Below are 23,185 nucleotides of genomic sequence, written 5' to 3' on the forward strand. Positions count from 1 at the left end.
CTTTACCACTTTATAAACCTCCATGACTTCCTCATAAAAAGGGCTTCCTTTTTCCATATTATAATCATAAGGCGGTTTTGGTACAAATTGATCAGCACTATCTAGTGCAAAAGTTCTAATTTCATTCCAATGCGGTTCAATCGCAGACATATAAGCCGGAGGTGTAGGCTCCCAATGATGCTCTTTATCACTTAAAGGATGTTTAGACATAGTCCTCGTTTCTTTATAATTATCTTCATTAGCCCATTCTACTATATGTTGATGAACCTTTGTAGCATAATTTATTGAAGCGCTCCATTCATCATCCGTTAATCCTCTATCTTCTAATTCCATTTTCCATTCAGAAAGCCATTCTTCCATTTTTTCTTCTGAGAAAATCAACTTCTTAGAAGTGAGATAATTAGCATAAAGAGCAGCTATTTGAATATTTATATCTTCCGTTTCAGGAGATGGAATTGGCTTTAGACCATTAAGTTGTCCTGCTAAAGATAGATACGAGGAATCTTCAATGGCTAAAACTTCATAAGCAGCAATTGAAGGGTAAACATACACCCTACTTGCCACGGGTGGTGAAAAAATATCATGAACAGAAATATCAGTGACCTTTTGCATTAAGGAATGCATGTCTTTCGCCTCAACTTCAGTCTTTTGATGTTCAGTTTGGGTACAAGAAAAAAAGAACCCAAAAATTACTAAAAAATAGAATACTATACTTTTCATTTATTAATCGTTTATTTTATTGAATGCTATCAATTTAACACTTTTATCATTTCTAGCAACAAGCATATATTGCTTTCCATTCACTTTAATAGCTCTGATATTTCTAACCTGACCTTCCAGCTTCAAGCCTTTAACTTCTTTGATATTTATAGAAGAATCCTGAATTTGAAAGACTGTTCCATATTGGGCATCATATTTACCCATTTCAATGTTATTCTCATAAAAATTACCAGCTCCTAAAAGTTCCTTATTATTTCTATCAATAAATTCTACAGCATTTAAAGTTGAAATTTGAAGTTCCATTGGCAGAGCCATAGCAAGAAAAGTCCCATCACCATTATTTTTATAGAAATAGCTTGTAAAATCATTAACTGATAGTTTTTGAGCAGAATTTAAAGCATCTCTTCCAAAAATATCATTTAAATCCGCTCTTGAAAAATCCTGTGCATATTTCCACTCCTTTTTGAGATTTGGTAATTGCTTTAAAATTTCAGCATGATTAGCAAATGGAATTTCCTTTCCATCAAGGTAATAAGTCAATATAGGGTCTGTTTGACCATTATCATCAAAATCCTTAATATATAAATTGACAGGCTCATCTTCTGTAGGTTTTAATCTAGAATTTTCTCCAGTATTTCCAGCTATGATATCGATATGACCATCCCCATCGAAATCGCCAGCTTTCACATGCTTCCACCAACCCTTTTCATCACCTACATCTTGAAGGGTAAATTCATCGCCTTCATTGATCATGATTTTGACAGATTCCCATTCCATTGCTAAGATTATATCAGGCTTAGCATCTCCATTTATATCAGCAACTTCAACATCAGTCACCATCCCGAGATTATCTAAGAAGGGAGCTAATTCATTATTTGCTAAGCTGAATGTTCCATCTTGATTATTAAGGTAAATTTTAGATCCCGGAGCTAGTCCATATCCATAAGGAACTGCATGACCTCCAAAAAATACATCTTGAAAACCATCTCCATTAAAATCTGCAACTGCTACAGAAGAAGCGGTCAAATGACTTTCTTCAAAAATATATTTATCGCTAAAGTTCCCTTTGCCATCATTCAAATAAATCCTCTGGGTTATGTATTCGGAATCACCTCTGTATTCATTCCCTCCCGAGGCAACAATTAAATCCTGGTCACGATAATTATCAATATCCGCAAAAACTGCATCTACATCTTCAAATGTATGATCACTATGAATTAAAGGTTGTTCTTTCTGCTCAAACATACCTCTTTCATTCTGAATCCAAATTTGACTAGGTACCCTCTTGGAAGAACCTATAAAGAAATCATCCCTTCCATCTCCATTGATATCCGCAACGGCTAAGGCAGGCCCTTCAGATGACATCATATGAGGCATTAAGGGTTCTCTTATAAATTCTATAAATTGGTTTTCTTCATGTACAATATTCAATCCTAATGAATCTTGCATTTCAACTGCCTTATAATTAAAATTCGTTTGATGAATCCTTGTATAATCAAATTGAGCCAATCCCTCTTGATACTTAATTTTGTGCACTGAATTATATTTCAAGTTATTCAGGTTTTGAGTACTTCCATCAGGCCATATTAATTGGATATTCTCAATTTGGCTGCTATCTCCTATCGCAATATGAAATTTATCCTGAGCTGAGCTTTGAAATCCTTTTACAGGGAAATATTCATAACTTAATCTTTGATTATTTTTCAGCTCTACCACAACTCTGCTGCCAATGGCATTACGATTATTTTCAGTACCCACTAAATCTAACTGCAAATACTTCCCGCTTCTATTATCTTCAATGGCTGTATTTTTATAAATGAAGGGTTTATCTTCCAAATTATTCACCACTATATCTAAATCGCCATCATTATCTAAATCCACATATATCGCGCCATTAGAATATGAATTTTGATTGTTATTGATATTTGAGCTTATATCATCAAAAGTTAAATCAGCATTATTAGTGAAAAAACGATTAGGAAGTTTAATTTTTGGCATGCGCTCCACTATTTCCAAATCCTCTTTATCCACCATACCCATTTCTGTTTTTTTGCGTTGATCCTCACTTGAATTCATGAAATTCATATAATCAATATCATTCATTCTTCGAGGAATTCCATTGGAAACGAATAAATCCTTTTGACCGCTATTATCAAAATCCATGAAAAGAGGAGCCCACGACCAATCAGTAGCGTAAACATCTGCATAGAGCGCAATCTCACTGAACGTGCCATTTTGGTTATTGAGTTGTAAATTATTTCTTGCAAACTGATCATTATAACCGAAATTCTTTTTGAAACGATAAACATCAAACGCATCCTCTCCTAAGCTACTTTTTAAAATCTGGGGGTCATAAGGAAGCATATCCAAAGAAATGATATCATTAAAACCATCATTATTGATATCCGCCATATCAACTCCCATTGAAAATCGGCTGGTATGTTGAATTTGTTTTGTAAGTACTTCTTTAAAAGTACCATCCTGCTGGTTTATATACAAGTAATCATTTTCATGAAAGTCATTGCCAACATAAATATCCGGATATCCGTCATTATTCACATCACCCACTACTACACCTAATCCATAGCCTATTACAGAACTATTAATCTCGCTTTCAACTGTTGCATTCACAAAACTGCCATTATCATTTCTGAAATATCGGTCTCCTGCCACATTACTAGTCTCTCCCTCAAAGGATTCTCTTTTTCCAAAAGTTCCATTTTGGTGAATGCTATGATTAAGCTGAAACATGTCCAGATCACCATCTTTATCAAAATCAGCAAATACCGCTTGTGTACCAAAACCAGCAAGATCTAAGTCATAAGCTATAGCTTTGTCTTCAAAAACAGGAATTCCATTTTCAATTTTCTGACAAATAAAAAGTTGATTAGAGCCTTTTAAGATTTCATGATCTCCCACGACATTTACATAGATATCCAACATTCCATCCTGATTAATATCTACCACTGATGCTCCCGTGGACCAATAGCCTTCCCCAATGATTCCGGCTTCTTTACTAACATCCTTGAATATAAAATTCCCCTCATTTATAAAGAGTTTATTCTCTCCCATATTAGAAGTAAAAAATAAATCCACCAATCCATCATTATTGAAATCACCTGCTGCTACTCCCCCTCCATTATAGAAATACATATAATCGAAAAAGGAGAATTCAGTGGTTTGTTCAAGTCTATTTTCAAAGTGCAAGCCTGTTTTTTCGGCATCTAGTAATTCAAAATAAGACTCTTTTGAATCAGTACAAGAAGTGAATAAACTCAAGAATATAATCAGCAAAAAACTGCTGATAAAATATAAAAACCTATTAGCTATGTTCACTTTCATTAATATGTTTACTATCATTATTATTGTCTGATTTTTAATAAAACAGCTTCTTGGTTATTGATTCCAAATAGCAAATGTTTCTGGTTTTGAATTTGAATTGGTTTAATGGAGCGTATATTTCCATTAATCCCTAAGCTTTTATGTTCAGGAATAAGATTAAAATTACCTTCCCCATCTCCAAAAAGCACTAAGCCATCATTAGCATCCAGTTTTCCATATTGAGGTTTGAAATCACCTTCATTTCCTGCCATAATCAAATCCAAATTACCATCTGAATCAATATCCAGAATTTCAATTGAATGAACAGCAGAAAACTGTGCTTCTATCGGTAAATTTGCTTTCTCAAATTCTCCATTTCCTTTGTTGAGCATTACTGTAGTTTGGAAAGTATTCACTGATTTATAGGTTGCTTTCTCAATTTTCTCAGTCCCAAACAAATCACGTATAGATTTAGTCCCATAATCTTTATATTTCAAGCTTTGCTTTTTCAAGCTTGGAATTTGGCTAATCATTTCTCCTTTTTGCTGAATCGGCATATCTCTCCCCTCAATAGTTCTGGTTAAAATTTTATCCTTATCCCCATTGGCATCAAAGTCTTCCAGCCAAATCTTAACTGGCATTTCATCAGATGCTGAGAAATAGAAATTATTGCCTCGATTGCCTAAAACCAAATCAGGCAAACCATCATCATTTAAATCAGCAATATCGATAGTATTCCACCATCCTTTTAAATCTTGCAGTGGGTTACCTTCCATTTTTTTCAGTTGCTTACCGGCTATTTCAAAAATTTCAATACCCATCCATTCTCCAACGATAATCAGGTTTTGATTTCCATTTTGATCAATGTCGGAGATTTTCGCATCCGTTATCATTCCTAAGCCATCCAAATCCTTAGCTCTTCTTACGGTCATATCTTTGAAGTTTCCATTTCCATCATTTTCGAACAAAAAGCTCTTAGGACTTTCTCCATATTCTTGAGGAACTGACCTACTTCCAATGAATAAATCCATATCGCCATCTTCATCATAGTCGAAACTTAAGGCTACTGAAGTGTTATATCCTGTTTCAGGTATTGCATTGGGTTGTTGTTCGAAGGCTCCTGAAGCAGTTTGTAGATATAATTGATCATTAAAAACTACTGAATTTACCGAAGTGTGGTTCCCTCCATATCCAAAATAAATATCTATTAAGTCATCATTATTGGCATCAAATGCGAGTATGGTGCTTACTTCATTATTTACATCGTCAATTTCCACAGATTTAAATTGACCATTGGATTGCTGATAATAAACACTACTTGCTTGTCCTAGAGCACCACCTATAATGATATCTTCTAATCCATCATTATTCAGATCAACCACTTCAATTGCCGGCCCTTCTTTGGAAAGCATTCTCATAATCAAACCTTCATAATAATAATCTACATGATTATCTTCTTCATGCTTTTTAAAAACATTTTTGACCTGCTTAAAATATTGCGCTTTTGATTCCTTCAAAAATGGAGTTTCTACTTTTCCTTTTTCTTTAGTAGAATTTTTATAATTGATAGATAATAAAGTATCAATAGCTGGCTGTAAAATGACACTACTCAATTTATTAGGCCATACTATTTTAAGAGAATCAATTTTTGAAATTTTGCCCAAGCCAAAATGAAGATTATAATCTACGGAAGATTGAAAACCTCTACTCGGCATCATTTGTCTGTAAAATTGAGACCCGTCTGCAAAAACTTGAACTTTGGCTCCTATCGCATCTCTATTAGGCTTCTCAAATTCTAAAGCCACTTTCAAATAATGAGTGCTATCAGTTTTAGCGTTACTTTTATAGATGGAAGAGGGTTGATTTAAATTGTTGACTATAATATCTAAACTACCATCATTATTTAAATCAGCATAGGCGGCACCATTGGAGAAAGTTTCCTGACCTAAGCCCATTTCTTTTTCTTTATTATCAAATTGTAGGTTACCTTGATTGATAAACATTTTATTGGGCTGTGGATTACTAGGCATTTTGGCTAACACATCTTCCATTTTATCCTTTTTGCCTGTAAGTACCATCCGCTGCACCACCTCATTAGCAAAGAAATCCATGAAATCAGCATCAGTAACGTCTTGAAAAACCCCATTGCAAACGAATATGTCATTATAGCCATCCATATCGGCATCAAACATCAAAGCACCCCAGCTCCAATCCGATTTTGCCACGTCAGCATACCAGGCAATTTCATGAAAGCTTCCATTTCCTGTATTTAATTGCAACGCATTATGCATGTATTGATGGTAAAAGTCTCTTCTGAGCTTGAGTTGGTAGGTATTGTAATCTTCAAATTGTAATTTTTGCTTGATGAGTTCATCCGTTACCGGAATCATTTCTGTTGTAAAAATTTCAGGATAGCCGTCATTATTAATGTCGGCCAAGTCTGCTCCCATAGAGGCCAGGCTCATATGGTCCATCCACTTTTTGCTATCTTCTGAAAATGTTCCATCTCCTTGATTGATATAAAGATAATCTCTTTCAAAGAAATCATTGGAAACATAGATATCCTGTAAATGATCACCGTTAACATCTCCTACAGTTACTCCAAGACCAAATCCAATCAAAGAACCATATATTCCTGCTTCTCTGCTGACATCAATATACTTACCATTATCATTTCGTAAAAGTTTATCTCCACCGCCTTTTACAAAGTCCTTTACATCCCAATCTTCTGCGTATAAATCTCTTTTATTGCTATTGTTAAGCGTGTTTACTGGAATAAATGAGTTATTGAGAATATATACATCCAAATCACCATCCCCGTCATAATCAAAAAATGCGGCATGAGTGGTATAGCCTGGATCATCCAGACCATATTCAGCTGCTTTTTCTGTAAAAGTATTGTCTCCATTATTAATGAATAATTCATTAATAGGCTCACTACCTTCTTGATAGCCTGCATTACTTATATAAATATCTTTAAATCCATCCTGATTGATGTCAATAATGCTGACACCAGTACTCCATCCACCATATCCTTTTATGCCAGCGCTCTCCGTAATATCTTCGAATTGAAAATTACCTTTATTTAGATAAAGTTTGTTATTGACTTGATTACCGGTGAAAATAATATCTTGAAGCCCATCATTATTTATATCAATGATGCCTACTCCACCACCATTGTAGAAGTTTCGGTAAGAAAAAATATTGAACTTATCTTTATTTTCAACCTGATTCAGGAAAGAAATACCCGTTTGAGCGGAATCAAGCAATTCAAAAGTTGTAGTTTTTAAATTTTCCGTTTCTTCACTTTCAGGCTTGTTTTCACAAGCTAAAAGAGGGATAAAAATTAGGCTAAGATAATAAAAAAGTGAAAATCTTGAAGACATGATAATTTAGGCTTTTAAAAGCTTAAATGTATAAAAAAAGGATAATGGAAAACAATCCATTATCCTTTTTTACAAAAGTATTTCAATTAATAACCTGGATTTTGTTCTAGGTTAGGGTTAGTACTAATTGCAAGATTCGGAATTGGGAATAAAACTCTGAACTCTTCAGTATTATCTTTGAAAGACCAAGTATCTGTAAACGTACCAAAACGTATTTGATCTTGTCTTCTCCAAAACTCAATATAAAGTTCTCTACCTCTTTCAGCTAACATTTCTTCTGCCGAAAGATTTGCTAATTGAGATGCTCCTCTTAGATCACGTAAATCATTAACAATTTGTAATGCTTCTCCGGAATTCCCTTTCCATAAATGCGCCTCTGCTTTCATTAAAACAGCATCTGCATATCTAAATAAAATCTGACGATTTGGAAAAGCTCCTCCATTTTCAGGATGATATTTAAGGATTCTAATTCCAGTTGATTCACCATTACCTGCTAAACCTGGTAATTCAGCTGTAAATGCTAATGGAGCGCCATTTCTGGTAGATAATTCTTGTCCATCGTAGCCATATTGCTGTCCAACTAAAAAACCAAATCCATAACCTTGCTCAGGAACGTAACCTCTACGAATTTCTTGGCTAGATCCAGGTGCATTCGAATTATCACTTCCTTCAAACATTGAATAAAATTCAGCGGTTGTACAAAATCCATTCCAGCCGCCACCTGCATTACCATCAATTTCATTGTGGTTATAATGTAATCCATTCCATATTCTACCTCCTGCATCACGCTCTAAAGTAAAAATAGATTCATTATCCGGAGCAGGATCAAATATTTGAAAATAATCTTCTTCTAAAGCAAATCCAGCACTTGTAACTGCATCTACTGAAGAAATAACTAAGTCCATATCTGAATTAGCAGGGCTTGATCCTGATTGATTACCTAAAAGAATATGTTTATTCAAGTAAAACTTAGCTCTTAAAAAATGAGCTGATGCCTGAGAAGCTCTCAATATCTCACCATCATCTCCCGGTCCAATAGCTGGTAGGTTTTCAATGGTCGTATTACTTAAATCCTCTTCAATTAATGCCACAGCTTCCTCACGGCTTAAAACATCTGGCAAAACATCCGGACCATCATTTGGACTTCTAAAAGGAACTTGTCCCCATAAATCCAAGATAATAAAAACATTCAGCGCTCTAAGAAATTTAGCTTCCGCCAATTGTTGTGGACTTGCGTCTGATTCAGGAGCAATGATTTGATTCAATGAAAAAACATTAGAATTCTGGTTATTCCAACCGTTTAAAACAAACTGGTGGGTAGCATCCCAAGTATGTTGATGCAATGTTCTCCATACTCCATTATCTCCCCAATCTGTCCCTCTAGTAGGCACAAGTTGTTCATCTGAAGACACCTCCATTAATGCATAAGTATTATCTTGACTTCCTAATGAGTTTGCAGTTGCTACATAAGTACTAGTCAAATTTGGCCCAACATCAACACCGTTAAACTCCCCCGATGGGGAATCTACTACAATGGAATCTAATTCCTCTACTTCTAAATCAGTACAGCCAAATGCCAGTACTGATATACCTATTAATAAAATTTTTATCTTATTCATTTCTTTTATTTTTAAAATGTAACATTCAAGCCTATGGTATAAGTTCGTGGTCTTGGAAATGATGTGTAATCTATACCTAAAGAAGGAACTCCATTTAGTGATTTATTCACATTAACTTCAGGATCAAGACCAGTATAGTCAGTGAAAAGCAATAAATTTTGAGCGTTAACATACATTCTTAAGGTTTTAATAAAACCATTATCTGCTAAATCAAAATTATAACCTAGTGCTAAATTCTGTAAACGTAGAAAGTCACCTTTTTCTAAGAATCTTGTAGAAACATCAGGAGCATTAATTGGTGATTCACCAGAAGTCAAAACATCAGCTGTAACATTTCTACCGTTACCTAAAGCTCCAGCAGTGAAAAATGCATTTGCTGTGTTATTATAAATATGATGACCATATTGGCCATTTAGATATACACTTAAGTCAAAGTTTTTATATCTGGCTGTTGTATTAATACCAAGATTATATTTTGGAATTGGGCTAAATCCTAAGAATTGTTGGAAATCACCATCATTATATTGAGCAACTCCTTCTGCGTTATAACCGTCAAAATCTCTCAAGTAATATGCAAACAATGGTTGGCCTCCAGTGATACGCTGTGCGAATGCACCTGTTAGACCTTGCCCAGATATTTCACCCGTATCAATAGATCCTTCATAATCTTCAACCACGTTATCATTATAAGAAACGTTGAAACCAAAATTCCAATCAAAATCTGCCTGATCTACTACTACATAATCTAGTGCAAATTCAACTCCCTGGTTTATTACATTTGCATCTAAATTAAACCAAGTAAATGGTTGAGGAGCAGGTTGTGCCGATGCAACTTGAATCAATAAGTCAGTAGTGGTTTTATTATAAAAATCTAAGCTACCGCTTAATCTTCCCTTTAAAAATCCAAAATCAAGTCCAATATTTGTTTGAGCTGTCTCTTCCCATCTCAAATCTTCATTTGCAAAAGCAACATCAGCTAGACCTGGTTGAATTATTTCACCACCATCATTAAAACCTATACCACCATAATCCTGTCTTCTTTGATGCAAATTATGAGGTATTTCTTGATTTCCTGTCACTCCATAACCAACTCTTAATTTTAAATCATAAACTGATTCAGGAATAAAAGATTCATCAGAAATTCTCCAAGCAGCTGCCGCAGATGGAAAAACACCGTATCTATTATTGCCACCAAATCGAGTAGAACCATCCGCTCTTAAAGTAGCAGTAAATAAATATTTATCCATCACATTATAATTTATTCTACCGAAGAATGATTGTAACTCATCAATAGAAGCAAAATTGTCTTCTGCTACAGCATTTACAGGAACTGGAGGTCTAGCGCCTAAGTCTTCTGGACCTGTAGCTAATCTATTTACAAAAAATTGATCATTTCCGGGATCATATCCAAATTGCTGATAAGAGCCTGTAATGGCGTTTCTAGCTGTATTTCCTGCAGTTTCCAAATCAGAAATCATTCCATTCATATCAGAAGTATTAAATCCAAATCCTTGTAGTGTATATCCACTTCTATTAAATTCCTGGTAAGAATAACCTGCTAATATATTGATATTGCCTTCACCTAATTTTTTATCATAAGTCAATAAGGTTTCCAATAAATTACTACTAGTTTCTATGGTTGAAATCCCTGCTTGTCCTTGTTGAAAAGTATTTCCAATATTTAAATCTGGAGATACTGCCTGATTTCTTGTGGAATTTGAATTATCAAAACCCGTATTAACTCTGAAATTTAAATCATCGGTTATATCATAGTCCAATGAGAAATTTAAAAGTGCTCTGTCAGTCTGAGCCTCATCAAGGTTATATTTTAACATGGATAATGGATTTCTCAACCCAGCTATCTGGTTGTCAGCATCAGCAGGCAATGTAGGATTAGCAATGTAAGCTGCTCCTAATAAATCGCCTTCAAAACCCGCATTATTTGTAATAGGAGGTGCAACATCATTAATTCTTGATAAAGTTATTTGAGCAGCAAAATTCAACTTATCATTTAAGAACCGTTGATTATAATTTAATCGAGTATTTAAACGCTCCATTGAAGAATTTTCAATTACACCTTGCTGATTCTCGTAACCAGCTGAAACCCTATAATTACCTGTTTTAAACGCATTAGCATAAGATAAATCATGTTTATGGGAAATAGCTGTTCTTGTTATTTCATCTTGCCAATCAGTATTTGAGCCAAAATCTAGCTCATTTGGATCAGCACCGTAATCGGGAAGTACACTCAGATAGGTATCTGCATCCAAAAGATCATATCTATTTGCAGGTGTTGCAAAACTTACAGAAGTACCATACTGAATATTATTTTGAGCTCCGGCTCCTCCTTTAGTAGTTATTAAAACAACACCATTCGCACCTCTTGCACCATAAATTGCAGTTGCAGATGCATCCTTTAATATATCTATGCTAGCTATATCATTTGGATTCAAAAAGTTAAGTGGATTTCTTGGCGAAGAAGTACCACTACCGACATCTAATCCACCTGCAGTAACATCTCCCCCTGATAACGGAATACCATCTACCACAAATAATGGGTTATTACCATTTCTAACAGAAGAAGTTCCTCTAATACGAATATTTACCCCTGCACCAGGTTCGCCACTAGCTGAAGTAATTTGAACACCAGCAGATTTACCTTGGATCAATTGCTCTGGAGAGGCAATTACACCGCCATTAAATTCTTTCGAAGTAACACGCTGTACAGCACCAGTAGCATCTCTAGCTTCTACTTGGCCGTAACCTACAACCACTACTTCAGAAAGCTGTTCAACGTCTTCTTGTAATTTCACATTGACTACGCTTTTGCTTCCCACCTCAATAGTTTGAGATTTGTATCCAATGTAAGAAAATTTTAAGTTGGTATCTCCCGATACGCTTACCTTATATTTCCCATCAAAATCAGTAGTAGCTCCATCTGAAGTTCCTACTACCAATACGTTAACACCGGGAAGACCTTCCCCGGTTTTTGAATCTGTAACAGTCCCGCTGACTGTTCGATCTTGTGCATAAAGATTTCCCAAGGAAAACCAGCATACACTCGCAATAATTAGTAAAAAGTGTCTCATGAATTTTGTTTTTTAGCCGTTTAAGAGTTCCATAATTAAATTTTCAATTTTCGTAGTTTACATTTGTTTTAATTTTCATACCACATAACTGTTTATACATTATTTGGTTTTAACATTAAATTAACAACAATGTAAAAATTCCAAAATATCTCTGCAAGGCTTTGTGTGTAAAAAGTACACTTAGTATCTTACGTAATCGTTTACGTAAGGAAAACAGCCTTTATTTAGAATAATTATAAATTAAAACACCTTTTTTGGTTAAAATACTATTAATATGAGCAAACATAACATTAGGTTAAAGGATATTGCAGAAGAATTAGGTATAAGCATACCTTCAGTTTCAAGAGCCTTGAATAACAAACCAGATATCGGAAAAGAAACAAAGAAGAAGGTTTTTGAACTCGCTGAGAAATTACATTATCAAAGAAATCAGTTTGCAATCAATTTTAAAAACCAACAATCATTTATAATTGGCGTGATTATACCACAAATAGTTCATCATTTTTTTTCCAATGTAATCAGTGGAATTATAAATGAAGCCGAAAAATCAGGATATAGTGTGATGCTTTATCAAAGCAACGAATCTTATGAATCGGAGCTTAAAGGAGTTGAAACATTTCAAAGAAGTATGATTGACGGTCTAATCATATCTTTATCTGACAATACGGTTAATGTAGATCACCTTAAAAATTTACAAAGCCATAATGTTCCAGTGGTGATGATAGATAAGGTAAGTCACAAAATGGAATCTGCTAAAATTATTTGTGATGATTTTAAAGGAGCCTATTATGCAACTGAGCATTTAATAAGCTTGGGGAAAAAGAAAATAGCTCATATTACGGGCTCATTGGAACCTTATACAACCAAAGAGCGATACAAAGGATTTGAATCTGCAATCCGAAAACACGGACTAAGCTTATATCCCCATTTAATTAAAAAATGTAATTTAGTATCGAGAGAAGAAGGCTATGCAACAACACTAAATTTACTTGCCAAAAAAGAATTACCAGATGCCATTTTTTGTGCAACTGACCCAACTGCAATCGGAGCAATACAAGCAATAAAAGATAAGGGGCTTAAAATCCCTGAGGATATTGCAGTCATGGGATTTAGCGATTGGAAAATGTCATCCATAGTTGACCCTCCCCTTTCTTCTGTGTCTCAACCAGACTTCGAAATGGGGAGAAAAGCAATTGAGTTAATCACAAAGGAAATTCAGCTCAAAAGAGATAACAAACCTGTGAAATATGAAACTCATATTATGGAAACATCATTGGTATTAAGAGAATCCACCCTGGGAAAAAAAGTAAAAGTGCCTAACTAAGGCTTGCTTAGAAACGGATAATAGATCAAAAATGAATTTCTATCTTTTTTGACAGTGATTATTGCCTAATAGTTTTTTAGCAAGTGTAAGTTTTTTAGAGTTAATATCCATAATATTTGCACTAGAAACTCAAATTTTGATTTTCTAGTGCTCTAGCCTCAAGCACCTCATCTACTTCCCGGACTAAAGCTCGAAGTATAACAATACTCCTTCACTTAGCCCGTATTCTATGAGGCACTTGAGATTTTAAGCAGGCCCTAACTAGGTACTTTAATCATTTTTAAATCAATCAACTTCGATTCCTCGTATCCTATGGATAAATAACCGAAAACACCACCAGCAGATTCTGCAACTTTTTTGGCTATGTCTTTCATAGAATCAACAAACTGATGAGCCCAGTTTTTATCTACTTTCTTTAGAATATCATTTAATCTCTCAATGTCTTCTATAACTTGCTTACTTCTTATTTCAGCTTCTTTAGGATATGAATTTAAAAGTTGATTCAAACTTTTTTCAAAATCAGGCGCTACCTCCTGATAATAACCAAGCAATTCCTTTCTAGCCTTACTTTGCTTTATTTTGGTCAAATTAATAGCTTCCTTTAATTCCCCCTTGCTAATCTGCTCGTCAGCTCCTGCAATTAAGATAGTAACCATTGCAGGTATCTTCTTTAATAAGTCAATTTCTGATTCAGACAAATCTTTTAATTCTGGTATCATAGTTTAGGATTATGTTAAATTTTAAGCAATTTAAATAAACAAAGAAAATATTGTCATTGATTAATAAAGAAAAATATAATTTTCGATTAACACAGCTCTACATCCTATTAAAATTTATTACTTAGGGAAATCTTTATGATGATTTATAGTCTCAATTTGATGTTGATGATGTTTCAAATGTGATACAAAAAACTGCAAAGTTTGTAAAACATTCAGCTTTCCTACTGCAGGATGTACAAAGATAAAATGATCTACTTTTTCATTGGGAAATTCTTTCAAGAAATTGAACATTTCATTTCTTAAATCTTCCCATTGATGTGAAAACTCATGCGTATCATGACTTATACTTAAACTATCTTTCTTTTCAGATAATACTTTAGGGGCTTTATATTTTTTTTTGGAATTTAATCCGTTGACCAATAAAATGGTTTTAATTTTTGACTTCAACCCCACTTTTTCATCTTTTCTATTAAAATCAAAATTTTGCATAAACTGCAAACTGATCTTCTCTGATGTATAAAGATGTTGCATTACATCAAGCATAGACCAAGACCCTTCTTCTGGATGAAAATTTAATTGTTCATCATTGAAAACTTGCAAGAGCGCTTCATAATAAGCTTTCCCTTCTTCAACTCTTGTCCAATGTTTTTGAATTTTTGGATTCATAAAAATTTTAAAATTATATAAATCTGAAATTAAGAATAATAATTGAAATCGACATTAAAATTCAAATTGAATAATACTTTCAAGAAATGTAGAGCTAACCAAAATAAAAAAAATAATTCAGCGAAAGCTAAATTAAATCAACCACGGAATTGCACTAAGTTTTACACGAAGGTCATTGAGAAAACATCAGCTAAAACTAATTATTTACAAACTCAAAAAAGTAAAAAGAGAAAACAAAAGATGAATCAACCAAAGCAATTCAAAAGAGAGATAAATTATTTTTTTAAAGTAAAGGTCATCCATACCGGGAGGTGATCAGATATATCTTTAGCCTCTCTTAATACATCAGAATCAATTTTTTTAATCTTGTTATTATTATAAAAAATGTAATCTAATCTTTCATAAGGTTCAGCTGTATCAAAAGTAAAATACTGAGATTCATTCTCAAGATATCGTTCTTGTGAGATTGCCTCTTCAATAAGTGGATTATTTAAAAATATTTCAATTGTTTTTTCATTATTGATTAAGTCACTGGCAAAGGGTGGGCGACTATTAAGGTCGCCCATCAAAATCACGGGATAATCTTTAGACCACTTTTTAAACTCTTCCAAAACTTTCTCAGCTTGAAGTTCTCTTGTCTCCTTATCGAAGGCCTCCAAATGAACATTCATAAGAATTAAAGTATCATTATCATATTGCACTTTATTAATTTGTAAAATCCGATCAAGATAAAAAGCATTATAATAAAAAGGGGCACTCATAGGTTTATCTAATATCATCAAATAGTTAGACTTTATTTGCATTTTACTAAGAATACCCTGTCCTGAATAAATCTTTCCAAAGTGTTTTTTTATAGGTAAATAAGGAAAAGGAACATATGACTTATCCCAGTTGACGGCATAGGCACCTTGATGAAAATCCAGTTGAATTCCCAAGCTATCAAACTGATTATAATTAAAACTTCTTGAGGATCCGAAGTCAACTTCCTGCAATCCGATAAAGTCAAAGTCATAGCTTTTCAAAAGGGTGATTGACTCGGATAAATTATCAGAAAATAAAGACTCTTTTCTATCAACCGGAAGATTGTTTGTCATCCCGGATAGGTAGCCAATATTATAGGTCAAAACAGACAAAGTATCTGGAGTTCTTTTCTTATCCGGATGAAAAGTAACAATCTGATCATATCCTTCTGCTTCATTAAAACTTGAGCTGGCCCAAAAATAAAAAGTGATAATGCTTCCAAGTACAATGAATAATGCTGCTAATAATATCTTCTTCATGAAACGATATTAACAATTTTTCTAAAAATCTTCAATAGTCAAACGCATAACAATTTAAAATCTACAAATGATAAAATAATATTATTCTAAGACATCACAATGAACAGAAATCTTAAACAAATAAAATTATAATCGATCAACTATGAAATTCATAAAAACCGATTCAAAATCAAAAACTACAAAAATAAATTAAATACAATTATGACACAGATAATAAAAGATTAATAAGAGAATAAAACCATACAATCATGAGCATACTAATAAAAAATTAAGGGTATAAAATATTCAGAATAATATTCTGTGCTTGAAAATTGATGTAAAATTTACTCAAGTAATTAATTGAAGTTATACTTTATATAAAAATTATTAATTACTCATTTATAATATTTTAAAATGACTTAACGAAGTGATACATGAGCTTAAATTTTTCAACCAAATAATCTATTGTTACCAAAACCAAAGAGAAAATCACGAAAAATGAGTCCTAGTGATTGAAAATCTTTAAATCACCTCTATTTAAAGAAATATTACAATTAGGATAAAATTAAACTATGGTAAAATAAGCATCACCCCTTAAAATTAAAAGATCTAATTATTACACTACCCCATCATTAGCCAAAATAAAAATTGCATTATTTGAATCCCCCCTATTCAGCTAAATAAGTTATTGAAACTATCAGCAATTAATTAAGTTTGTGATGCCAAGTACATCAACTAAAAAAATGAAGAGGTTTACGGATATCATCCAATACAAAAAATTTTTCGAAGGCTTAATTCAAAAAGAGAGAAAAGCCGAAATGGAATTTCATCTCAATGAAATTATGCTCCTCTCGGGTAGGCAAAGAGAAGCTAAAGGAAGAGCAATCTTAACGCTATCCGGTAAGGATGCCGGGACCGGAATTGGTGGTGTATATTTAGTGAAATTAGGACGGGGTTCCGGCTTGCCAGATAATGAAATTTCTAATGGAGATGTAGTAATCGTATCAAAGGAAAAACCCACCGGAAAAGAAGAGCAAGCAACGGTTGTTAGTAAGACAAAAAGAAGCATCACTTTAGCCTATAATAAGATCCCTCCTTACCTGGTGTTTGGCCGAAATTTAAGACTTGATTTATATTCAAATGATATTACTTTTCAAAGAATGCAAGATGCTCTAGCTAGTTTAGAAAAGCTCCCAATTTTACAAGAATACATTAAATCAAATATTGACTTATTTTTAGATTCAGAAAAATCTAGTTTACCTACTTCAAAAAATAATTTCTTAAACGCTAAGCAAAATCAAGTAATAAAAAATGCATTAGCTTCAAATGATATTTTTTTAATACACGGACCACCCGGAACTGGAAAAACCACTACCCTAGCTCATTTAATAAAATCGTATTTTGAGGAGGGAAAGAAAGTACTGGTAACGGCTCCCTCCAATACAGCAGTAGATAATATTTTAGAAAAACTTCAATCATTAGAAATCCCTTCTACCCGAATTGGTAATCCAATTCGTATGGATGAAAATCTTCTCAACTTAAGTTTAGACGTCCAATTACAAGATCACCCGGATTACCAACAAGCCAATGGAATCTGGAATAAAATCCAGGTATTGAAAAAGGAGCAAGAAGATTATGCTCCTGCTTCCGGCCAGAATAGAAGAGGCTTAAGTGATAGTAAAATAATACAATTAGCAAGTTCCAAAAAACCTTATAGAGGAATACAATCTGCCAAGCTGAGAAAGATGGCTAAATGGATCAAATTACAGCAAACCATTAATAAAAATTTTGAGGAGGCTCAGATGCTACAAGCTAGTGCAATTGAAAGTATTTTAGAAAAGAGTGCTGTGATTTGTACTACCAATTCATCAGCTGGAAGCGATCTTTTAAAGGATATTATATTTGATGTAGTCTGCATAGATGAAGCTACTCAGTCCACAGAACCAGAAGCTTTAATCCCATTGGTAAAGGGTAGAAAATGGGTATTAGCAGGTGATCACAAACAGTTACCCCCTACTGTAAAAGCAAAGGACGCTGGCGATTTAAGCATTAGTTTATTCGAAAGATTTCAAGATGAATTACCTGAAAATAGAATCAATATTTTAACTATTCAATATAGAATGCATCAGGAAATCATGCGATTTTCTAATGAAAACTTTTATGATAATCAATTAAAAGCCCATCCTACAGTAGCAAACCATAGCTTAAAAGATCTGCCCGGATTTGAGCCTTTCCCTTATATCAATCCGGCTATTGAAAAGGTTTTACAGACCTCTAAACCTGTTACTTTTATTGCCTGTGAAGAAGGGACGGAAGCACAATTAGCAGATAGCCATTCCTGGTTTAATCTGGAAGAGATAGCTTTAACAAAAGAAATAACGGACGCTTTACTATCCTCCAGACTGTTTCCGGAAGATATTGGCATTATTTCACCCTACGATCAGCAAGTAAGTCGATTAAAAGCTGCTTTAAAGGATTATCATGTTGAAATTAAATCTATAGACGGTTTTCAGGGACGGGAAAAAGAAGTTATTATCATCAGTTTGGTGCGCTCTAATACGGAAGGAAATATCGGTTTTTTACGTGATTACAGGCGGCTAAATGTAGCCCTGACAAGGGCTAAGAGAAAATTAATTATTATTGGTAATCCATCAACATTGCGATCTAACCCCATATATAAGTCTTTAATCGAAAATATACTTAATCAATAGCCAATAAATAAATATAACGTAATTTAGTGATCCAATTATTAAACTCAGTCGCGATTAATGAAAGTAGCTCTTGCAATTTTTCTGATATTTTCACTAAATCTTAACTTTAGCGTTTCTGCTCAACAATTGTCCAATGAGAAAGATAGCATCATAAATGTGCTAAGTGAACTCCGTTACAATCTTCCTGATTCGACCTTATCTCTCATCGAAAACCAATTGAAAAAAGTTAGTAACAAGAATAGTAATTTCTATGCAGAATTACTTTTCCTGAAAGCTGCCATTCAATATGTCCAAAGTGATTATCTAAATTCACGGAATACTTACGAAGAACTCTATAAATTATCAAAAGATATCCATAATGAAATAGGAATTGCCAGAGCGTTAAATGGCAGAGGGTTGATCCTCCTCGGTCGTGAGCTATACCAGGAAGCTCTTATAGAATTTGAAAAAGCCTTAGCAGTAAACCGGGAAATAAACCATCACAGAAGTATTGCGGCAAATCTTCTCAATATTGGTATATGTAATCAAGAAATGGGGAAATGGGAAGATGCCTATCAATCTTATTATGAATCTTATGAAATCTCTGTTATAAATAATCTCGATACCTATGCTTTAATGGATATGAACAGAATAGGATCACTATTTATTGAAAAGAATAATCTGGATTCTGCAGAATATTATTTTTTGAAAGTATATAAAAGTAATCCTAATCAATGGGAAAAAAGCTATAATTTAAGTGGTTTAACTGATTTAGAAATAAAAAGGAAAAACTTTAATAAAGCCATTGATTATGGCTTAAAATCCTTTGCAATCGCAAAAGAAATTGGAGCCAAATGGGATGCTTCTGAAGTAGCTTTAAAATTAAGTAGAGCTTATGAGGAATTAGACTCTCTAGATATTGCTCTGGAATACCACAAACTTCATAAAATCTATAGCGATAGCCTTTTGAATGAAGAAATGAATCGTGAAATCAACTGGGCAGAACTTCAACAAACAAAAGCTGAAAATGAACAGCTAAAAGGGCAAAAAGATTTACTTTCTATTGTCAAAGACCGCAATCAATTAATAATTACATTTCTTTCTGCGATAGTATTGTTTCTGTTAATTTTAGCCTTATTATTTAGAAGACATATTAAACAAAAAGAGAAATACAACCAGAATTTAGGGACAATCAACAAACAATTAGCTGAGAAAAAAATATTAATAGAAAAGCAAAATGCAGATCTGAAACAAATAAATGATACAAAAAATCGACTGTTCTCTATACTTTCTCATGACTTAAGATCTCCTATTAATTCTGTCAAACAATTACTTGATATTAGAAACAGTATTTCAGAGGAAGATGTCAATAAATACATGGAAAGATTGACTAAAGAAGTGGGAAATGTCAACCAACAAATCAACCGATTACTAAAATGGGCGAATACTCAAATGGATGGATTCAAAACAAATCCTAAAACTGTTCAATTGGATGAGGTAGTGGAACAAAACCTAAACTCCATGAAATATATAGCCCAGGAAAAAGAAATTGATTTAAAGCATAATGCTGTTAAAAGCTTTGTTCACATGGATCCCGAACAACTCAATATCATTATCAATAACCTATTCAATAACTCTATTAAATACACATCTAGCGGAGGTTTCATTGAAGTAAATTACTCTCAGAATCAAAACTCTGTCTTTTTAAGTATAGAAGATAACGGAATCGGGATGGATGAAAGCACATTAGTCAGCTTAAGAGGAGAATTAAACGAACGTTCCTTTTCTAGAAAAGGGACAGATAAGGAAAGCGGTACAGGCTTAGGAATTCTTTTGGTTAAACAGTTTTTAACTTTCAATCATGCCAGTATGGAAATTAAAAGTGAAGAAGGTAAGGGCACAAGCTTTATATTAACATTTCCAAAAGTAACTGAAGGCATATAATGATAGCAACCATCATACACTATAGCCTTCATTTAGTAGCTCCTTTGGGAATTGCATATTTATACAGCCCGAAAAACTGGAAGAATGCTTATTTAGTTTTGTTAGGCACTATGCTAGTTGATTTAGACCACCTTTTAGCAAGTCCAATTTTTGATCCTGACAGATGCAGCATAGCTTTTCACCCTCTTCATTCCTATTATGCCATTCTCATTTATTTCTTTCTATTATTCCCCAAAAGAAGCCGTTTATTAGGCATAGGACTCCTTTTCCATATGCTTACTGATGGATTGGATTGTTTTCTTCAAGGGACTTTTTAAAGTGGCTGAAATGGAAAAATCAGCGGTAAGAAGATAGTGGCTAAAATCCAAAACAATAAATTCAAGCTCACCCCTACTTTAGTGAAATCCGTGAATTTATAACTTCCCGCTGTATACACCATAGTGTTGGTTTGATAGCCTATAGGTGTCATAAAACTAGCCGAGGCCGCAAAAGTAACAGCCATCAGAAATGGGGTGGGTACCAAACCCAATTGCGTACTTATAGCAATGGCAATGGGTGCCATTAAGGCTGCTGTAGCATTATTAGACATTAATTCCGTTAAAATAGAAGTGACTAAATACAACCCACTTAGCACAATCACCGGACCGAATGCTCCTAACTGACTTAAGAGTCCTCCTGCTATCTTTTGATCTAAGCCCGTATTACCTAAAGCTACCCCAAAACTTAAAACTCCGGCAAGCAGGAATACTATCTTCCAGTTGATGGCTTTATAGACTTCCCGCATATTCATGATATTCATTAAGACCAAAGCCACAACTCCTGCCATGACAGAAATTACGATATCTAAAATTTCAAAAGTGGCTAAGGCGATAACAAGAGCTAAAACACTAGTTACTATTATAAATTGTTTTTTATTAAAATCAATCACTATATCAGAGGAAAGCAATGCAAATGGAGCATTCTGGCTCATTTCCTTTTTTCGTAACTCCTTTACATAGTGAGATTTCACTTCTGCTAATAATACATCTCCTGCTTTCAGTTTGATATCATACAAATCTTCATGCAAAACCTCTTCACGGTGGCGAATAGCTAAAGGAGAGGCTCTGTAACGTCTTCTAAAGTCAACTTCCTGCAAATTCTTCCCATCAAATTCTGAATTGGCACTGATCACCATTTCGACTAAGGAAGTTCCCGTTCCCTGCAAATTATCTCCTGCCATTTTCAAAGAAGAGCCTTCCAACACCTTTGCTCTGCTCTTGAGCTCTTTAATATTGGATAGATTGCAACGCACTTTTAAAATATCTCCTGAATGTAAAACAAAATCTCCTTGCGGTAAATTATAGCGTGTCCCCTGCCGATTAATTTCCAGTATATCAATTTTCAAATCTTTCACCAGTGGACTTTGCATAATGGTTTTTCCAATGGAGTCTGTATTATCTTGTAGTTCTATTTCCGTAAGGTATTCACGCATACCAAATTTCTCCTCCAGATCTTCATCGTTTTTTCTATTTTTAGGCAAAAGCCTGGAACCTATCAACATCATATAAAGTGTACCTACCAAAACCAATATCAGTCCAAAAGGCATTAATTGGAACATACTAAATCCTTCAAAACCAAAATCCTGGGCAATACCGCTTACCAGCACATTGGTGGAAGTACCAATATAAGTACAAGTTCCTCCAAAAATAGAGGCAAAAGAAAGTGGAATTAGAAGTTGAGAAGGACTTTTACCGGTGCTTTTTGCAATCTGAATCACTACAGGAATAAAAACTGCCACTACAGGTGTATTATTAATGAAAGCAGAGATTATGGCTATAAGCAGCATCATCATGACTAATCCCAATCTGAAATTACTTTTGAAAATATCAGATAAGCGATAGGCTACAAATTGCAAAGCCCCTGTTTTCAAAAGTGCCGCACTCATCACAAACATAAAGGCCACGGTGATAGTAGCCGTATTGCTAAACCCTTTGATTCCTTCAACCGGACTGATTACTCCCGTGATCACCAAAGCACAAATAATCACTAAGCCTATTAAATCGACTGAGAGCTTTTCAGTTACAAAGAGAAAAATAGCCAGTAAAATGACTGCTAAAGTAGCAATAGTTTGAAAATCCATACAGTTGGTTTAATTATCACAAATATAGGGTGGAAAAACCATATAAATCTACTAATTCTATAGAATAATAGAAATTAAAAGAAATGAGTTATAAAAGATGGGAATAAGACCTATATAATCGGTATTTTAAAAAAATAAAGACATAAAAAAACCTTTGCCAAAGATTAAATCCTTGGAAAAGGTCTTACTATTAACCTGAGTTCGATTCTAATTTAGGATTCAGAACGCCTGTAAATAGTGAGTTTCAACTAAAAATTCTGAAGCAATAGCGGGCTATTGTAAGGAATTTTTAGGAAGAAAATCGCTGTTTAGAGGTGGGATAGGAAAAG

12 protein-coding genes and 1 pseudogene are annotated in these 23,185 nt (G+C 33.8%); 4 read left to right on the forward strand and 9 right to left on the reverse strand.

Features of this window, described 5'->3' with window-relative positions; translation table 11 throughout:
* The 5 genes and pseudogenes from Q0L29_RS11295 to Q0L29_RS11315 form a co-directional block, all read right to left on the reverse strand.
* A pseudogene (locus tag Q0L29_RS11295) lies at positions 1 to 720 on the reverse strand (phosphatidic acid phosphatase); the annotation flags it as partial.
* Between the two features lie 3 nt (positions 721 to 723).
* A complete protein-coding gene (locus tag Q0L29_RS11300) occupies positions 724 to 4,080 on the reverse strand; it encodes a VCBS repeat-containing protein (RefSeq protein WP_296621714.1) in 3,357 nt (1,118 codons plus the stop codon).
* 2 nt (positions 4,081 to 4,082) lie between these two features.
* Complete coding sequence (locus tag Q0L29_RS11305; RefSeq protein ID WP_296621715.1) at positions 4,083 to 7,427, reverse strand: VCBS repeat-containing protein; 3,345 nt, start codon at positions 7,425 to 7,427, stop codon at positions 4,083 to 4,085.
* Positions 7,428 to 7,513: 86 nt separating this feature from the next.
* Positions 7,514 to 9,046 carry a RagB/SusD family nutrient uptake outer membrane protein gene (locus tag Q0L29_RS11310; protein ID WP_296621717.1) on the reverse strand — a complete coding sequence of 511 codons (1,533 nt, stop codon included), beginning with the start codon at positions 9,044 to 9,046 and terminating at the stop codon, positions 7,514 to 7,516.
* Between the two features lie 11 nt (positions 9,047 to 9,057).
* Positions 9,058 to 12,135, reverse strand: a complete 3,078-nt coding sequence (locus tag Q0L29_RS11315; RefSeq protein WP_296621719.1) for a TonB-dependent receptor — start codon at positions 12,133 to 12,135, stop codon at positions 9,058 to 9,060.
* 274 nt (positions 12,136 to 12,409) lie between these two features.
* Between Q0L29_RS11315 and Q0L29_RS11320 the strand changes: the two genes are divergently transcribed.
* On the forward strand, positions 12,410 to 13,459 hold the full coding sequence (locus Q0L29_RS11320; protein ID WP_296621721.1) for a LacI family DNA-binding transcriptional regulator: 1,050 nt from the start codon (positions 12,410 to 12,412) through the stop codon (positions 13,457 to 13,459).
* Between the two features lie 257 nt (positions 13,460 to 13,716).
* On the opposite strand, the gene Q0L29_RS11325 is transcribed toward Q0L29_RS11320, so the two are convergent.
* From Q0L29_RS11325 to Q0L29_RS11335, 3 genes are all read right to left on the reverse strand, one after another.
* Positions 13,717 to 14,178 (reverse strand): hypothetical protein, encoded by a 462-nt coding sequence (locus Q0L29_RS11325; protein WP_296621723.1) that lies wholly within the window; start codon positions 14,176 to 14,178, stop codon positions 13,717 to 13,719.
* Positions 14,179 to 14,295: 117 nt separating this feature from the next.
* Complete coding sequence (locus tag Q0L29_RS11330) at positions 14,296 to 14,844, reverse strand: DinB family protein (RefSeq protein ID WP_296621725.1); 549 nt, start codon at positions 14,842 to 14,844, stop codon at positions 14,296 to 14,298.
* A gap of 275 nt (positions 14,845 to 15,119) precedes the next feature.
* Positions 15,120 to 16,124 (reverse strand): endonuclease/exonuclease/phosphatase family protein, encoded by a 1,005-nt coding sequence (locus tag Q0L29_RS11335; RefSeq protein WP_296621727.1) that lies wholly within the window; start codon positions 16,122 to 16,124, stop codon positions 15,120 to 15,122.
* Positions 16,125 to 16,822: 698 nt separating this feature from the next.
* Here Q0L29_RS11335 and Q0L29_RS11340 point away from each other — a divergent pair.
* Genes Q0L29_RS11340 through Q0L29_RS11350 form a run of 3 tightly spaced genes read left to right on the forward strand, consistent with a single transcriptional unit; the run spans position 16,823 to position 21,054 of the window.
* Entirely contained in the window at positions 16,823 to 18,814 is a 1,992-nt protein-coding gene (locus Q0L29_RS11340; protein WP_296621729.1) for an IGHMBP2 family helicase, read from the forward strand.
* A 57-nt stretch (positions 18,815 to 18,871) separates the two neighbouring features.
* Positions 18,872 to 20,737 carry a tetratricopeptide repeat-containing sensor histidine kinase gene (locus Q0L29_RS11345; RefSeq protein ID WP_296621730.1) on the forward strand — a complete coding sequence of 622 codons (1,866 nt, stop codon included), beginning with the start codon at positions 18,872 to 18,874 and terminating at the stop codon, positions 20,735 to 20,737.
* Complete coding sequence (locus Q0L29_RS11350) at positions 20,737 to 21,054, forward strand: DUF6122 family protein (RefSeq protein ID WP_296621732.1); 318 nt, start codon at positions 20,737 to 20,739, stop codon at positions 21,052 to 21,054. Before Q0L29_RS11345 ends, Q0L29_RS11350 begins: the two co-directional genes overlap by 1 nt.
* Here the strand turns inward: Q0L29_RS11350 and Q0L29_RS11355 are convergent.
* On the reverse strand, positions 21,051 to 22,856 hold the full coding sequence (locus Q0L29_RS11355; RefSeq protein WP_296621733.1) for an SLC13 family permease: 1,806 nt from the start codon (positions 22,854 to 22,856) through the stop codon (positions 21,051 to 21,053). The two genes, Q0L29_RS11350 and Q0L29_RS11355, sit on opposite strands and share 4 nt — an antisense overlap.
* Positions 22,857 to 23,185 lie beyond the last annotated feature (329 nt).

Origin of the sequence: Marivirga sp. (genome assembly GCF_024636815.1) — a bacterium.
In the GTDB taxonomy this organism is placed as follows: domain Bacteria; phylum Bacteroidota; class Bacteroidia; order Cytophagales; family Cyclobacteriaceae; genus Marivirga.

Bases quoted from the DNA above. Each gene is read 5' to 3' on its own strand.
- Q0L29_RS11335 (WP_296621727.1), bottom strand. From the start codon at position 16,124: ATGAAGAAGATATTATTAGCAGCATTATTCATTGTACTTGGAAGCATT.
- Q0L29_RS11350 (WP_296621732.1), top strand. From the start codon at position 20,737: ATGATAGCAACCATCATACACTATAGCCTTCATTTAGTAGCTCCTTTG.
- Q0L29_RS11355 (WP_296621733.1), bottom strand. From the start codon at position 22,856: ATGGATTTTCAAACTATTGCTACTTTAGCAGTCATTTTACTGGCTATT.
- Q0L29_RS11345 (WP_296621730.1), top strand. From the start codon at position 18,872: ATGAAAGTAGCTCTTGCAATTTTTCTGATATTTTCACTAAATCTTAAC.
- Q0L29_RS11310 (WP_296621717.1), bottom strand. From the start codon at position 9,046: ATGAATAAGATAAAAATTTTATTAATAGGTATATCAGTACTGGCATTT.
- Q0L29_RS11340 (WP_296621729.1), top strand. From the start codon at position 16,823: ATGCCAAGTACATCAACTAAAAAAATGAAGAGGTTTACGGATATCATC.
- Q0L29_RS11330 (WP_296621725.1), bottom strand. From the start codon at position 14,844: ATGAATCCAAAAATTCAAAAACATTGGACAAGAGTTGAAGAAGGGAAA.
- Q0L29_RS11305 (WP_296621715.1), bottom strand. From the start codon at position 7,427: ATGTCTTCAAGATTTTCACTTTTTTATTATCTTAGCCTAATTTTTATC.
- Q0L29_RS11320 (WP_296621721.1), top strand. From the start codon at position 12,410: ATGAGCAAACATAACATTAGGTTAAAGGATATTGCAGAAGAATTAGGT.
- Q0L29_RS11300 (WP_296621714.1), bottom strand. From the start codon at position 4,080: ATGATAGTAAACATATTAATGAAAGTGAACATAGCTAATAGGTTTTTA.
- Q0L29_RS11315 (WP_296621719.1), bottom strand. From the start codon at position 12,135: ATGAGACACTTTTTACTAATTATTGCGAGTGTATGCTGGTTTTCCTTG.
- Q0L29_RS11325 (WP_296621723.1), bottom strand. From the start codon at position 14,178: ATGATACCAGAATTAAAAGATTTGTCTGAATCAGAAATTGACTTATTA.